The 14,948-nt window shown below is 63.9% G+C and carries 12 protein-coding genes and 2 pseudogenes; 10 read left to right on the forward strand and 4 right to left on the reverse strand.

Features of this window, described 5'->3' with window-relative positions; genetic code table 11:
- Positions 1-14: 14 nt before the first annotated feature.
- From LB565_RS09955 to LB565_RS09975, 5 genes and pseudogenes are all read left to right on the forward strand, one after another.
- Positions 15-725, forward strand: coding sequence for a GntR family transcriptional regulator (locus tag LB565_RS09955; RefSeq protein ID WP_224583360.1), 711 nt, complete (start codon positions 15-17; stop codon positions 723-725).
- Between the two features lie 52 nt (positions 726-777).
- Positions 778-1,943, forward strand: a pseudogene (locus tag LB565_RS09960) (mandelate racemase/muconate lactonizing enzyme family protein).
- A 63-nt stretch (positions 1,944-2,006) separates the two neighbouring features.
- Positions 2,007-3,365, forward strand: coding sequence for a mandelate racemase/muconate lactonizing enzyme family protein (locus tag LB565_RS09965; protein WP_224583362.1), 1,359 nt, complete (start codon positions 2,007-2,009; stop codon positions 3,363-3,365).
- Positions 3,366-3,466: 101 nt separating this feature from the next.
- Complete coding sequence (locus tag LB565_RS09970; protein ID WP_224583364.1) at positions 3,467-3,793, forward strand: NIPSNAP family protein; 327 nt, start codon at positions 3,467-3,469, stop codon at positions 3,791-3,793.
- Positions 3,794-3,802: 9 nt separating this feature from the next.
- A complete protein-coding gene (locus LB565_RS09975) occupies positions 3,803-5,002 on the forward strand; it encodes a mandelate racemase/muconate lactonizing enzyme family protein (RefSeq protein ID WP_224583366.1) in 1,200 nt (399 codons plus the stop codon).
- Positions 5,003-5,156: 154 nt separating this feature from the next.
- On the opposite strand, the gene LB565_RS09980 is transcribed toward LB565_RS09975, so the two are convergent.
- The gene (locus tag LB565_RS09980; protein WP_224583368.1) at positions 5,157-5,942 is read right to left on the reverse strand and encodes an SDR family NAD(P)-dependent oxidoreductase; all 786 of its coding nucleotides are present in this window, start codon (positions 5,940-5,942) and stop codon (positions 5,157-5,159) included.
- Between the two features lie 169 nt (positions 5,943-6,111).
- On the opposite strand from LB565_RS09980, the gene uxuA reads away from it, so the two are divergent.
- The 3 genes from uxuA (at position 6,112) to ftsZ (ending at position 9,740) form a co-directional block, all read left to right on the forward strand.
- Positions 6,112-7,296, forward strand: coding sequence for a mannonate dehydratase (uxuA, locus tag LB565_RS09985; RefSeq protein WP_224583370.1), 1,185 nt, complete (start codon positions 6,112-6,114; stop codon positions 7,294-7,296).
- A gap of 189 nt (positions 7,297-7,485) precedes the next feature.
- Positions 7,486-8,526, forward strand: coding sequence for a proline racemase family protein (locus LB565_RS09990; protein WP_224583373.1), 1,041 nt, complete (start codon positions 7,486-7,488; stop codon positions 8,524-8,526).
- Positions 8,527-8,747: 221 nt separating this feature from the next.
- Positions 8,748-9,740, forward strand: a complete 993-nt coding sequence (gene ftsZ / locus LB565_RS09995; RefSeq protein WP_224514728.1) for a cell division protein FtsZ — start codon at positions 8,748-8,750, stop codon at positions 9,738-9,740.
- Between the two features lie 122 nt (positions 9,741-9,862).
- Here ftsZ and LB565_RS10000 read toward each other — a convergent pair whose 3' ends face one another.
- Complete coding sequence (locus LB565_RS10000) at positions 9,863-10,021, reverse strand: hypothetical protein (RefSeq protein WP_224583374.1); 159 nt, start codon at positions 10,019-10,021, stop codon at positions 9,863-9,865.
- 52 nt (positions 10,022-10,073) lie between these two features.
- Here LB565_RS10000 and LB565_RS10005 point away from each other — a divergent pair, with 52 nt between their 5' ends.
- Positions 10,074-11,135, forward strand: coding sequence for a maleylacetate reductase (locus LB565_RS10005; RefSeq protein ID WP_224583376.1), 1,062 nt, complete (start codon positions 10,074-10,076; stop codon positions 11,133-11,135).
- A 35-nt stretch (positions 11,136-11,170) separates the two neighbouring features.
- On the opposite strand, the gene LB565_RS10010 is transcribed toward LB565_RS10005, so the two are convergent.
- On the reverse strand, positions 11,171-12,667 hold the full coding sequence (locus tag LB565_RS10010) for an aldehyde dehydrogenase family protein (RefSeq protein ID WP_224583379.1): 1,497 nt from the start codon (positions 12,665-12,667) through the stop codon (positions 11,171-11,173).
- A 154-nt stretch (positions 12,668-12,821) separates the two neighbouring features.
- On the opposite strand from LB565_RS10010, the pseudogene fghA reads away from it, so the two are divergent.
- Positions 12,822-13,656 (forward strand): annotated as a pseudogene (gene fghA, locus LB565_RS10015) (S-formylglutathione hydrolase).
- Here the strand turns inward: fghA and LB565_RS10020 are convergent.
- Positions 13,613-14,770, reverse strand: a complete 1,158-nt coding sequence (locus tag LB565_RS10020) for an NAD(P)/FAD-dependent oxidoreductase (protein ID WP_224583382.1) — start codon at positions 14,768-14,770, stop codon at positions 13,613-13,615. The pseudogene fghA and the gene LB565_RS10020 overlap by 44 nt on opposite strands.
- Positions 14,771-14,948 lie beyond the last annotated feature (178 nt).

Raw genomic sequence — 14,948 nt, forward strand, 5'->3', positions numbered from 1 at the left:
TCGGGGAGCCGGCCTTGGCCGAAACGAGCGACTTCAAAGCCAAGCCACCTGTGGGCATTGATCCGATCGGGGCCTCCAGCGAGGGTGCCTCGGTTTACGAATTGATCAGGGAAGACATCATCGAGGGGCGGCTAGCCGCCAATGAACGGCTCGTGGTCACCGATCTTGCGCGACGCCACGGCACCTCGACCAATCCCGTGCGCGAGGCCCTGCAGCTGCTGCGCGGCGAGGGCTTCGTCATCTTCACGCCCAACCGCGGGGCGCGCGTCCGGCCCATAGACCAGGAATTTGTCCGCGATATCTATGAGATCGGCGTTCTGATCGAGCCGGCCCTGACGCGATGGTTTGTGAATATGGCCACCGTGGAGGACATTGCCGAGCTCGAGCGCATCCAAGGCCTGATCGAAGAGAACAACTTTACCGACACGTTCAGGCATAGCGAGCTGGATACTGCCTTCCACACCGTGATGTACCAGCGGCACTACAATCGCCATGCCGCCGAGCTCTGGTGGAAGCATCGCGAAGTGCTGCGAGCCGTGAGCCGGCGTTTCAATTTCACCCTCGCGCGACGCGCTGCGATCATGCGCGAGCATCGCGAGCTCATCGCGCATGTGAAAGCGGGAAATGCCGACGAAGCGGCCGAACTGGTTGCCCGCCACGTCGAGGGCTCCGGCCGGCACATCCTCGAACACATGCGTGCCCGCAGCGCTGCACGGGCCGGATAGAACTCCGGTCCGCAACATCGTCAACCTGGCCATTCAGACAAGGATAGTTGAGATGAAAATCACGAGCGTCCGGCCGTGGCTGATCAAGTCCGATGCTTCTTACTGGGGAGAGTTCCTGTTCGTTGAGGTGACGACGGATGAGGGGGTGAGTGGTTGGGGGGAGATCACCACGACGACAAAGCTCGCCAACCGCGCGCTCTGTGCGATCCTGCGGCAGATCGGCGCCGCCGTGGCAGGCGAGGATCCGGCGCGTATCGAGTATCTCTGGCACAAGATTTTCCGCAGCTTCACCTATATGGGCAGCCGCGGCGCCGCCGTGGAATGCGTGAGCGCCATCGACATAGCGCTCTGGGATATCCGCGGCAAAGTACTCGGCAAGCCGATCTACGAGCTGCTGGGCGGGCCGGTGCGCGAAGAAATCGCGCTCTACACCCATCCCAACCAGGCCAAATTCACCAGCAAGGAGGCCGTCGTCCGCGAAATTCGGGATATCGTCGAATCCGGACACACCGGGCTCAAGTTCGATCCTTTCCCCCATCAGGGCCGCAGCATCGACGGGGTGCCCCGCGAAAGGCGAGACGGCTATCTCGACGGCGGCATGAGCCGCAAGGACGAACGCGAAGCGGCCGAGCTCACCGCTCTCATCCGCGAGACGGCGGGGCCTGATGTCGACATCCTCATCGATGCGCATGGGCGCTTCGATGTTCCGACTGCCATCCGGCTTTGCCGGAGCCTCGAAGAAGCCGGCCAGATCGACTGGTTCGAGGAGCCTTGCCCGCCCGAGAGCCTCAACGCCCTCAAACAGGTGCGTGAGAAGGTCAGCGCCGCCATCTCGTGGGGCGAGCGCGGCCACACGAAATGGGATTTCGTGCCGGTGCTGGAGAACAAGCTCGCCGACTACATCATGCCCGACGTCACCTGGACCGGAGGCATTACCGAGCTGAAGAAGATTTCCGCCCTCTGTGAGGCCTACTACGTGCCCGTCTCGCCGCACGACGCCGCCGGACCGATCAACGTGGTCGCGGGAGCGCAAGTGATGATGACCGTTCCCAATTTCTACAAGCTCGAAACGTCGGAGTGGAACCTCTCCAAATACGATCATCTCATCGACAAACCGCTCGACGTTTCGAACGGCAACCTCAAACCGACGTCCAAACCCGGTCTCGGTGTCGAGATGAACCGCGACTACTTGCAAGCCATGAGATCGAGCTGGGCTAGCACTGCTTAAAGCAGGCCCGGCGGGCGGGCGGCAGGTCACTCCGAGCAGAACGAGGACAAATCATGCCAAAGACGGATGGAGCCGACGAGGCTCTCAATCGGATCAACACGAATTCCAGACCGTCCGACCTGCGCATTACCGACATGCGGGTGGCCGAAATCGTCGGCGCGCCGTTCACCTCGGCGCTGCTCAAGATCTATACCAACCAGGGCATCGTCGGGCTTGGCGAGGTGCGCGACGGCGCCAGCGCCACTTATGCCCTGATGTTGAAGAGCCGGCTGCTCGGCGAAAATCCCTGCGATGTCGACCGCCTGTTCCGACGCATCAAACAGTTCGGCGGTCATGGGCGGCAGGGCGGCGGCGTGTCGGCGGTCGAGATCGCGCTCTGGGACCTTGCCGGCAAGGCCTATGGCGTGCCGATCTACCAGATGCTGGGCGGCAGGTTTCGCGACCACGTGCGCGTCTATTGCGATACCGACGCGGAGAAGCCGAGCGGCACCGAAACCGGCAAGCGCCTCAAGGCGCGCATGGAGCGCGGCTTCACTTTCCTCAAGATGGATCTCGGCTTGATGCAGATCGCCCATATTCCGGGCGCCGTGGTCGCGCCCGCCGGCGCGTTCGAAGGATTTCACGCCAATCCGCGCGGCCGTGGCGGCACGCTCGAGGAGCGCAAGGCCCGCAATCTCGCTTACGATGCGCAGAACGTGCAGCACCCGTTCACCGGCCTGCACTTCACCGAAAAGGGGATAGACCTGCTCGAGCAGTATATCCATGAGGTTCGCGAGGTCATCGGCTACGAGATTCCTTTAGCCATCGACCATGTCGGCCACATCTCGCTGCAGGACGGCATACGCCTGTCGCGCCGCATCGAGAAATACGTCCCGGCCTGGCTCGAGGACGTCATTCCCTGGCAGTACACCGAGCAATACCGGCAGCTGCAGCAAGCGACCTCGGTGCCGATCTGCACCGGCGAGGACATCTACCTCAAGGAGGATTTCGAACCCCTACTCAGAAGCGGCGGCCTTTCCGTCGTCCACCCGGACCTGCTCACCAGCGGCGGCATTCTCGAGACCAAGAAGATCGGCGACATGGCGCAGGACCACGGCGTCGCCATGGCGATCCACATGGCCGAAAGCCCGATCGCGGCGATGGCCGCGGCCCATGTGGCGACCGCGACCGAAAACTTCATGGCGCTCGAATACCATTCCGCCGATGTCGACTGGTGGGACGATATCGTCACCGGCCTGCCCAAGCCGCTCGTCAAGGATGGATTCATCACCGTTCCGGACAGGCCGGGGCTGGGGATCGACGACGTCGTCGACGACGTAATCGCGCGGCATCTGCAGCCCGGTGTCACGGGGATATGGCAATCCACCGAGCATTGGGACAATGAATATAGCTGGGACCGGACCTGGAGTTAGCCCAGACCCCCCGCCGTCATCTCCAGATTCACAGGGCCAACGCCAGACTATTCGTGTCGACCTCTTCCAAGTGAGAGGTGAAGAAAGAAACGGACGAGACCATGATCTACGAACTGCGTATCTATGATTGCCTGCCGGGCAGGCTGCCGGCTTTGCTCAAACGCTTTTCCGATCAAACGCTGGCCATCTGGGAGAGGCATGGCATCCGCCAGGCCGGGTTCTTCACCACGACGATCGGCGAAAACAGCAATCGCCTCACCTATTTCCTCGCCTGGCAATCGCTGGCCGAGCGCGAGATGAAATGGACAGCTTTCGTCACCGATCCGGCATGGCACAGGGCCCGCGACGAGTCTGAGCGCGACGGGCAGATCATTGCCAATATCAGCAGCCAGATGCTCACGCCGACAGCTTTCTCCTCTGTGAAATAGGACTGCGCCATGAAGATCACCGACCTGCGCTGCGCCGTCATCGGCAAGCACCCGATCGTGCGCATCGTGACCGACGAAGGTCTTTACGGCCTTGGCGAGGTCGAGTTCACCAAGACCTACCTCAAGCCCTTTGTGCTGCATTTCCGCGAGGCGCTGATCGGCGAAGATCCGACCGACCTCGAGCGGGTGATGCTGAAGATCCGCCAGCGCGGCTCCTTCAAGCCCTATGGCGCGGCGGTCAGCGCCATCGAGCATGCACTGTGGGACATTGCCGGCAAGGCCGCGGGCGTTCCGGTCTACAAGCTGCTCGGCGGCAAGGTGCGCGACAAGGTGCGCGTCTACAACGGCTCGATCCGGCGCAAACGCACGGGCGACCGGCCTGAGGATTACGCTGCCGACGTCAAATGGATGATGGAGCAGCCGCAGAACTTCTTCATGGTCAAGCAGGGTATCTCGTTCCACTCCAATATGAAGGACAGCGTCGAGGGCTTTCATTACGGCGTGACGCAGAAGAAGGCCGGCTATCACGGCGCGATGGACCAGGGCGTGATTAGCGAGCGCGGCTTCAACCATATGCTCGACTGCGTGATCGCGATGAAGGAAGTGCTGGGCGACAAGGTCAGCCTGGCGCTCGATTGCGGTCCGGGCTGGATGCTGCCCGACGCGATCAGGTTCGCCCGCGCGGTCGAGAAGTACAATTTGATGTGGCTGGAGGACATGCTCACCGGCGACTATGTGCCGTGGGTCAATCCGCAGGCCTATCGGGAACTGACCACCTCCACCTCGACGCCGATCCATACCGGCGAGCAGATCTACCTGCGGCATAATTTCAAGGAACTGATCGAAACCCAGGCGGTGCGCGTCATCGGCCCAGATCCGGCCGATATCGGCGGCATCGCCGAGCTCAAGTGGGTGGCCGAGCACGCTTACATGCACTCGATCCTGATGGCGCCGCACGGCACGGCAAACGGCCTGCTCGGCCTCGGCGCGCTGATCAATGTCTGCGCCACCTTACCCGCCAACTACATCGCCTTCGAATATCCGAGCGCCTCCGATCCCTGGTGGGAAAACATCGTCATCGGCCTGCCGCGGCAGATCGTGGAGGACAGCATGGTGGACCTGCTGGAGGCACCGGGACTGGGGCTCGATATCGATGCCGAAGCGGCCAGGAAGTATCTCAAGGAAGAGGATGCGGGCTTCTTCGACTGACCTTCGCCGTTGCCACTTTTGAGCGACAGGCATTAAGCTGGCCCACCAATCGCGTCTTCTCATCGACGGGGCTGAACACCGGCGGCAGGAAGTGATGCTGCTGCCCAAACATGTCCATCACGTCGCCGACCACCGCGACGAAGCGTTCTCATGGTCACTTCACGCCGATGCCGGCGGTCAGGCCGCCGTCTATCTTGTAGTCCGCGCCGGTGCAGAAGCCGGCCTTCGACGAGCAGAGAAAGGCGATCAGTTCCGCCACTTCCTCGGGTTCACCGATACGGCCTAGCGGATGCGCCGCGCCGAAGCGCCTGTAGGCCTCCTCGACATCGGCATCGCTGCCATTGTCGCCGCGCGCGGCCTTCTCGAGGATCGGCGTGCGGATCGAGCCGGGGCTGACCGAATTGACCCGGATGCCCGCGGCCGCGTAGTCGAGCGCCAGCGAACGCGTCAGCGTATGGATGGCGCCCTTGGTGGTGGCATAGGCTGCGACGTTCTGCTGGCAGGCGAAACCCTGCACCGACGCGACATTGACGATGGCGCCGCCACCGCGCTTGATCATTTGCGGAATGCCGAAATGGGCGGTCAGATAGATCGAGCCGACATTGACCGTCATCGCCTTGTTCCAGGTCTCCCAGTCCGTCGTCGTCGCAGTTCCATAGGGATGGACCGCCGCCGAATTGACGATCACGTCGAGGCCGCCGAAACGCTCGACGCCGGCCGCGATGGCGTGACGAACCTGGTCAGCCACGGAGACGTCGGTGTCCACGACCAGCGCGCCGGCCCCGGAGCTTTCCAACTCCGCTCTCATCGCCGCATTGGCCGAACGGTCGATGCCGCAGGCGACGATCGCAGCGCCCCCGGCGGCAAGGCGCCTGGCGGTTGCGAGACCAATCCCGGTCGTTCCGGTCACCAGCGCGACCTTGCCGTCAAAATCCTTCATTGCTGAAACTCCTTTGGTCACGTCTCGGAAGCCGGTTCTTCCGGCAGGAAACGCAGGGCGAAATCGAGGTGGCGGCTCATCAGATAGGCGTAAGCCAACCTGTCGCGCGCGTATTTGACTCTCATTGCGGTCCAACAATAAGTTGCCCACCTCGCGGAGGAAAGCGGCAATGGAACAGTGCTGGCGCTGGTATGGCCCGGACGATCCGGTGACACTCGATCATGTCAAGCAGGCGGGCGCGACAGGCGTTGTCACGGCCCTGCACGACATCTATGACGGGCGGGTCTGGCCGCTGGAAAACATCCTCGAGCGCAAGCGCATTATCGAGGCGGCGGGGCTGACCTGGTCGGTGGTCGAGAGCATTCCCGTCCACAACTCGATCAAGATCGGTTCGCCGGAGCGGCTCCGCTATGTCGGTTTCTACAAGGATACCATCCGCGCCTTGGCGAAGGCTGGCATCGCGACGATCTGCTACAATTTCATGCCAGTGGTCGACTGGACGCGGACGGATCTGGCCTACCGCCTGCCGACGACGGGTTATGCGCTGCGCTTCGATGCGATCGATTTCGCTGCTTACGATCTGTTCGTGCTGAAGCGCCGGAATGCCGAGGCCGGCTACACGCCTGCCCGCATCGCCGAGGCGGAAGCGCGGCTGAAGGAGCTCGGCGACGAGAAGATCGACAGGATCGAGCGCAATCTCATCGCCGGCCTGCCCGCCACCGAGCGCGCCTATAACCGCGACAGCTTTCGCGAGGCCCTGGCTGACTATGATGCAATCGGACCGAAGGAATTGCGCGACAATCTCGCCTGGTTCCTGCGCGAGATCATTCCGGTGGCCGAACAGGCAGGGGTGCGCATGTGCATCCATCCCGACGATCCGCCATTCTCGCTCTACGGCCTGCCGCGCATCGTCTCGACCGCCGAGGATGCGCGCTTCATCCTTGATGCCGTCGACAGCCCCGCCAACGGGTTGACGTTCTGCACCGGCTCCTACGGCACGCGCGCCGACAACGACATTGTCGCCATGGTCAAGGAGTTCGCCGAGCGCATCCATTTCGTCCATCTGCGCAACGTCACCATCGAGGATGACGGCTCCTTTTATGAAGCCGAGCATCTCGAAGGTGGCACCGACATGGCGCATGTCATCCTCGCGCTGATGCAGGAAGAAGCGCGCCGCCGCAAGGAAGGCCGCGCCGACTGGCGCATTCCGATGCGGCCGGACCATGGGCACCTACTAGCCGACGACATCGGCAAGACAAGGATCAATCCGGGCTATTCGCTGATCGGCCGGCTCAAGGGCCTCGCCGAACTGCGCGGCATCATGCGCGCCGTCGAGCGGTTCGGGCTGGCTTGACTTCCAAACGGGGTCGCCTTCGCGCCCGACCCTTGAACCCGTAAGGACATAATGGCGCCGCCAAGGGGCGATGGTATCCTTCGGGCGCCATCGGCAGGCAGGCTCAAGCGCGCGTGTCAGGTCGGGATTGCGGCGCCGATCGCCGGAACATGAAACAGGCCGATAGTAGCGGCGGACGGGGAGAAAGCAATGCGCACCAAAACCAGCATCCGCGTCGTCGGCTGCCATGCCGAGGGCGAGATCGGTGATGTCATCGTGGGCGGCGTGCTGCCGCCCGCGGGGCGCACGATGATGGAAAAGATGATCACGATGAAGCGCGATCACGACCATATCAGGCGCATGCTGATCTGCGAGCCGCGCGGCAGCGTTGCCCGTCATGTCAATCTCCTGCTGCCCTCGACGCGCGAGGATTGCGCCGCGGGCGCCATCATCATGGAGCCGACCGAATATCCGCCGATGTCCGGCTCCAACACGATCTGCGTCGCCACGGTGCTGCTCGAGACCGGCATGGTGCCGATGCAGGAGCCGGAGACGCGCTTCAAGCTCGATATGCCCGGCGGCGTCATCGAGGTGCGCGCCGAATGCAGCGACGGCAAATGCCTGTCGATCACGCTGCGCAACGCCCCCGCCTTCGCCGAGCGCCTCGATGCCAACATCGAGGTGGAAGGGCTGGGCACGATCATGGTCGATATCGCCTATGGCGGCATGTTCTATGCGATCGTCGATGCGCCCGCGCTCGGCTTCTCGGTGACGCCCGACGAGGCGCGCGAGTTGGCGGTGGCCGGCGAGAAGGTCCGCCGCGCGGCGCGCGAGCAGCTCGATGTCGTGCATCCGCAGTTCGACAATGTGCGCGGTGTGTCCATCGTGCAATTTGCCATGCCGTTCCAGGGGCCGGGCAACGTCACGCGCAACACCTGCATCGTCTCGCCCGGGCGCTCCGACCGCAGCCCGACGGGAACCGGCACCTCGGCCCGCATGGCTGTGCTGCAGGCGCGGGGCCAGATGAAGGAGGGCGAGGTGCTGATTCACGAATCGATCATCGGCTCGCGCTTCACCGGCAAGATCCTCGAACTCACCGAGGTCGCCGGGCGCAAGGCGATCGTGCCGCAGATAACGGGCAGAGCCTGGATCACAGGAGAGCACAATTATTATCTCGATCCGACCGATCCGTACCCGCAAGGCTACGTGCTGTCGGACACCTGGGGCACCTCGATTTCGGTGACGCAATAGAATTCCTGCAACGATTCCGACCCGCATCACTCGAGCGCCCAGACGTTTTCCCGCTGTTGGCGTAGGCGTTTGCGCTTGCAGAATGTCAGCGGACCTTGCAGGGAGGCGCCTGCTCTGATTCCCTGCCGTTGGTGGGGATCGCCTGATTCGTGTGCTCGTTGTTCCGGTTTCGCATGATCGCGCGGCGAAGCAGCAAGTACCTTCGGTAGAAAGATGAGAAAATGACCGCCAAGCCGGAAATCCTGGAGATGAGGCCCAAGATCACCGTCGTCGGGGTCGGCGGCGCCGGCGGAAACGCCGTCAACAACATGATCGCCGAAGGGCTGCAGGGTGTCGAGTTCGTCGTCGCCAACACCGACGCGCAGGCGCTCACCATGTCCAAGTCGTCGCGGCTGATCCAGTTGGGCGCGCATGTGACCGAGGGCCTCGGTGCCGGATCGCTGCCCCAGGTCGGCAGTGCCGCCGCGGAGGAATCCATCGACGAGATCATGGATCACCTTGCGGGAACGCATATGTGCTTCATTACCGCGGGGATGGGAGGCGGCACCGGGACAGGTGCTGCGCCCGTGATTGCGCGTGCCGCGCGTGATGCCGGCATTTTGACGGTGGCCGTCGTCACCAAGCCTTTCGTGTTCGAAGGCAAGCGCAGGACCCAGGCGGCCGAGGAAGGCATCGAACGGCTGCGCGAGAGCGCCGACACGGTGATCGTCATCCCGAACCAGAACCTCTTCAGGGTGGCCGATGCCAAGACCACATTCGCCGACGCCTTCGCCATGGCGGACCGCGTTCTCTACGCGGGCGTCGGCTGCATCACGGATCTCATCGTCAAGGAAGGCCTGATCAATCTCGATTTCGCCGACGTGAAGTCGGTGATGCGGGACATGGGCCGGGCGATGATGGGAACCGGCGAGGCCTCCGGGGAGGGGCGTGCCAAGATCGCGGCCGAGGCGGCGATCGCCAATCCGCTCCTCGACGAAGCCTCCATGTCCGGCGCCAGGGGGCTGCTCGTGTCGATCTGCGGCGGCATGGACATGACGTTGTTCGAGGTAGACGAAGCCGCGACGCGGATCAGGGAAGAAGTCGACGCCGATGCCGACATCATCGTCGGCGCCATCTTCGACCAGGCATTGGCGGGAAAGTTCCGCGTATCCGTCGTCGCGACCGGTCTGCGCAAGAGCGCGGACATCGCGCAATTCGAGCAGCGGATCGCCTGAGACCGCGGCGATCTCGCGGCGGCGCTTGTCCGCGACGGCACGGTGCAATCGGTCGATATCCGCTTCCGGTGGCGAGCAATCCAGGACCCGCGCGCGATCGGTCAGCGCCCTTGCGCGCCTTGTCATCGCTGGCCGTCGGCGGCGTCCGGCTGCGTTTGTCCATATTCGACTAATTGACCGGCCTGTTCGACAGGAGTCGATTTAAGTTCCAACGGGGAGGAGTAGAATTTAGCGACGATCGATGAAACGTTGCGCCCACCCGGGAGGACTATCTTGCTCATTGCCGTCCACCTGCTGCGTGTCGACAATCGCGGCTGACGGAGGAGAGGCTCGATGAAAAGCTTCGTCTATAACGGCCAGCCGGCACGCGTCGTCTTCGGATCTGGCACCATCGCAAGATTGCCGGAAGAGATCGACCGGCTGGGGCTGAAACGCGTGCTCGTGCTGGCAACGCCGCCGCGTGAGGCCGACGCGCTGCGTCTTGCCGGATCGCTCGGCGGCGTGGCGGCCGGGGTCTATGCGGGGGCGACGATGCACACGCCCGTGTCCGTGACCGAGGACGCGCTGCGGGTCGCGACGGAACTCAAGGCCGACGGGCTGGTTGCGGTCGGCGGCGGGTCCACGACTGGCCTCGCCAAGGCGATCGCCTTGCGCACCGACCTGCCGCAGATCGTGATGCCGACGACCTATGCCGGCTCGGAAATGACGCCGATCCTCGGCGAGACCAAGGATGGCGTGAAGGTCACCCAATCGAGCCCGAAGGTGCTGCCGGAAGTGGTGATCTATGATGTCGACCTGACGATGACGCTTCCTGCCGCGTTGTCGGGAACGAGCGGCACGAACGCCATCGCCCATGCGGTCGAGGCGCTCTATGCAAGAGAAAGCAACCCGGTGATAAACCTGATGGCCGTTGAGGCCATCGGCGCGCTGGTGCGAGCCTTACCGGTCATCGCCGAGAGCCCGCATGACCGCGACGCGCGCTCCGAGGCGCTCTACGGCGCCTGGCTCTGCGGGATCTGCCTCGGCTCGGTCGGCATGGCGCTGCACCACAAGCTGTGCCACACGCTCGGCGGCAGTTTCGATCTGCCGCATGCGGCGACCCATGCGGTCGTGCTGCCGCATGCGCTGGCCTACAACGCCCCCGCCGTTCCGGCCGCCATGGAAACCCTGCGGGCCGTGCTGAAGACGGACGAGCCTGCCATGGCTCTCTACGATCTCGCCGGCCGGATCGGCGCTAAGCGCGCTCTGTCGCAGATTGGAATGCCGCCAGACGGGATCGACATCGCCACGGACCGTGCGCTGGCCAATCCGTACTGGAATCCGCGGGCGCTGGAGCGGGAGCCGATCCGGGCTCTTATCGCGCGCGCCTATGCCGGCGAGCCGCCGCAGGCCTGAGAAACCGAGCGTCGCAGGCCGGCCGCACCTGAATATCAGTCGGTCTGGATCCAGACCGCCTTCGTCTCCAGATATTCGTGCAGATGCTCGACGCCGCCCTCGCGGCCGTAGCCGGACATCTTCATGCCGCCGAACGGCACGGCCGGATCGATGGCATGGTACATGTTGACCCAGACCGAGCCGGCTTTGACGCGGCGCGCGAGCTTGTGAGCGGTGCCGAGATTGGTGGTGAAGATGCCGGCCGCAAGGCCGTAAGGCGTTGCGTTGGCGCGCGCGACGACCTCATCCAGCGTGTCGAAGGGCATCGCCGAGATGACCGGCCCGAAGATTTCTTCGCGCGCGATGGTCATCTTGTCAGAGACCGCGCCGAAGACGGTCGGGGCGATAAAATTGCCGCCGTCATAGAGCTCGCCCGTCAGCCTCGAGCCGCCGGCGACCAGTTTGGCGCCTTCGTCGCTGCCCGCCTTGATGTAACCTTCCACCTTGCCGGCCTGCCTTGAATTGATCAGCGGCCCGATTTCGGTCTCCGCCTCGATGCCGTGGCCGATGCGAAGCTTGCCGGCAAACTCGGCGACCCGGCGCACGAACTCGTCATGGATCTCGCGCGCCACGAACAGGCGTGAGCCGGCAACGCAGATCTGACCGGAATGCACGAACACCGCCATCGCCGCGACCGGCACGGCCTTGTCGATATCGGCGTCGCGACAGACGATGATCGGCGACTTGCCGCCGAGCTCCAGCGAAACCCGCTTGAGATTGGTGACACTGGCGCGGGCGATCGCCTGGCCGGTCAGCGTCGAGCCGGTGAAGACGATCTTGTTGACGTCCGGGTGCTCGGCAAGCCGCGCGCCGGCCTCGGCGCCCGTCCCGGTGACGATGTTGACGACCCCGTCGGGAACGCCAGCTTCCTGCATCAACTTGGCGATCAGCAGCGGCGTCAGCGACGCTTCCTCCGACGGCTTCAGGACGACGGTGCAGCCGGTGGCGAGAGCCGGCGCGATCTTCCATATCGAGGCGGCGGTGGGCGCATTCCACGGGATGATCGCGCCGACGACGCCGACCGGCTCGCGCCGGGTGAAGGTGACGATCTCGCCGGGTAAGGAATTGTCGATCGTCTCGCCGTGCAGCGCGGTCGCCATGCCGCCATAGAAGCGCAGCATGCCGATGACCCGGCGCCGATTGGCCAGGGTGCGGGTGATCGGCAACCCCATGTCGAGCGTGTCGGAAACGCTGAGCTCTTCCCAATGCTTCTCGAACAGGTCGGCGATCCGCAGCAGCACGCATTGCCGCTCGTAGGGCGAGAATTTCGACCATGGGCCCCCGAAGGCCGCGCGCGCTGCGGCCACCGCCGCGTCGATATCCGCTGCTCCGCCGCGCGGCACGCTGGCCAGCACTTCGCCCGTCGCCGGGTTCAGCGCCTGCATTTCCTCACCGGATTGCGCCGCGACCCACTTGCCGCCGATGAACATCGGCCGGAATTCGCCATGGTAGAGCGTGGCGGCCTTCGCCCTCGGGTCGAAGTTCAGCGTCATCGTCTCCTCCTCACGAATTCCGAAGCGACTATTACTCCCGCTGCCGGCGAGCTCAAACAAGGAAAGCTAAAAGGTCGTTCAGATGTGGCGAAGGTTGCGCGAGTCCCGGCCGGCGATTATGCCGGATCGAGATTCCTGACGAAAGGCAGAACCGATGAAGGTCGTTTCCATCTCCAAATCGCATGGCGGAATCCAGGGCGTCTATTCGCACGCTTCCGAAGTCTGCGCCTGCGACCTGACCTTTGCGGTGTTCGTGCCGCCGCAGGCCAAGGACGGGCGGCTCCCGGCCCTGTGGTACCTGTCGGGCCTTACCCTGCACGCATGCAAATGTCATGGACAAAGGCGAGTACCGGCGGATGGCGTCCGAGCTCGGGCTGGTCGTTGTGTGTCCCGACACCAGCCCGCGCGGACCCGACGTTCCGGACGAAAAGGACAATTGGCAGTTCGGCTGCGGCGCCGGCTTCTACCTCGATGCGACGCAAGAGCCTTATGCGAAGAACTACCGCATGTATTCCTATATCGCCGAGGAATTGCCGGCGCTCGTCGCCGCCAATTTTCCAGTCGATATGTCACGCCAGGCGATCTTCGGCCATTCGATGGGCGGACATGGCGCGCTGACGATCGCGCTCAAAAATCCCGAGCGCTACCGGAGCTGCTCGGCCTTCGCGCCGATCGTGCAGCCGTCGACGGCCGGCTGGTCGCGGCCGGCCTTCGAGAAGTATCTCGGAGCGGACCAAAAGAGCTGGCGCGCCTATGATGCGACGCTGCTGATCGAGGACGGTAAGCGATATCCGGAATTCCTCGTCGACCAGGGCACGGCGGACGGCTTCCTCGAGGACGGTCTGCGCCCGTGGCTGCTCGAAGAGGCATGCAAGAAGGCAGGGATCGACCTCACCCTGCGCATGCAGGAAGGCTACGATCATTCCTACAATTTCATCTCGACCTTCATGGACGATCACCTGAAGTGGCATGCCGGCCGCCTTGCGTGATTTCCGGCGTCAGGATGCGGGCCACATGGTCGGCGATCGCCAGGCTGGAGGTCAGGCCGGGACTTTCGATGCCGAAGAGGTTGACCAGGCCGTCGATGCCGTGCGTCGCGGCATCCTGGATCACGAAGTCGCTGGTGGCGTCGCCCGGGCCTGACAATTTCGGCCGGATGCCGCTATAGGCTGCCTGCAGGCTGTCGTCGGCCAGATCGGGCCAGTATCTGCGGATTTCGGCATAGAAGCGCTCGCCGCGCGCCGGATCGACGCGATAGTCGATTGTGTCCGTCCGCTCGACATCAGGCCCAAAACGGGCGGTGCCGGCAAGGTCGAGGGTCAGATGGACGCCGAGTCCGCCGGGCTCGGGCACGGGATAGACAAGATGTGAAAACGGCGCCCGCCCCGCAATCGAGAAATAATTGCCCTTGGCGTAGCGAAGCGCCGGCAGGAATTCCCGGCCGAAGCCTTCGATCGAGCCGGCAAGCGCGATCGCGCCAAGACCGGCCGCGTTGACGAAGCGCGGTGCGGCGATATCGAACTCTCCGCCGCTCGCGGAATCCATCGTCCGCAGCACGATGCGGCCGGCCTCGACGCGGCCGGAAACGATGCGGGTATTGAGCGAGAGCATTGCGCCGCTCCCCTCGGCATCGCCGAGCAGGGCAAGCATCAGCCCGTGGCTGTCGACAATGCCGGTCGAGGGCGAGAGCAGCGCGGCGGTGCAATGCAGCGCCGGCTCCAGCGCTTGCGCCTCCTCGGCGGTGAGGAAGCGCAGGTCATGGACACCGCAGGCATTGGCGTTGGCTCGGATGGCGACCAGCATCGGTTCCTGCGTCTCGTCGGTCGCAACGATCAGCTTGCCCGTGCGGCGGTGCGGGATCGAACGGTCGGCGCAGTAGCGGTGGAGCATGTCGCGTCCCGCCACGCAGAGCCGGGCTTTCAGCGAACCTGGCGGATAATAGATGCCGGCGTGGATGACTTCGGAGTTGCGCGAGCTCATTTCGGTGCCGATGGCGTCCGCCGCTTCGACGATCAGGGTTTCGAGGCCGAGCGCCGCTAATTTGCGCGCGACCGCCAGACCGATCACGCCGGCGCCCGCGATGATGCAATCGACCTGTTCCATGTCCTGATCCGCTGCGCGTCCATCATTGCCGAGACAGGCCGAGGCTTGTTGGCGCTATCGATCCCGACATCGCGGCTCTTGCGATCAGCCAGTGCGATGAGGCATCAACCGCCGTAATGCAAGACGGAATCTTCGGACTTCTCAACCAGAGAGGTGGTCCTATTTCCGCTTTGGACGC

It is taken from the genome of Mesorhizobium sp. CA14 (assembly GCF_020165195.1).
Lineage (GTDB): Bacteria > Pseudomonadota > Alphaproteobacteria > Rhizobiales > Rhizobiaceae > Mesorhizobium.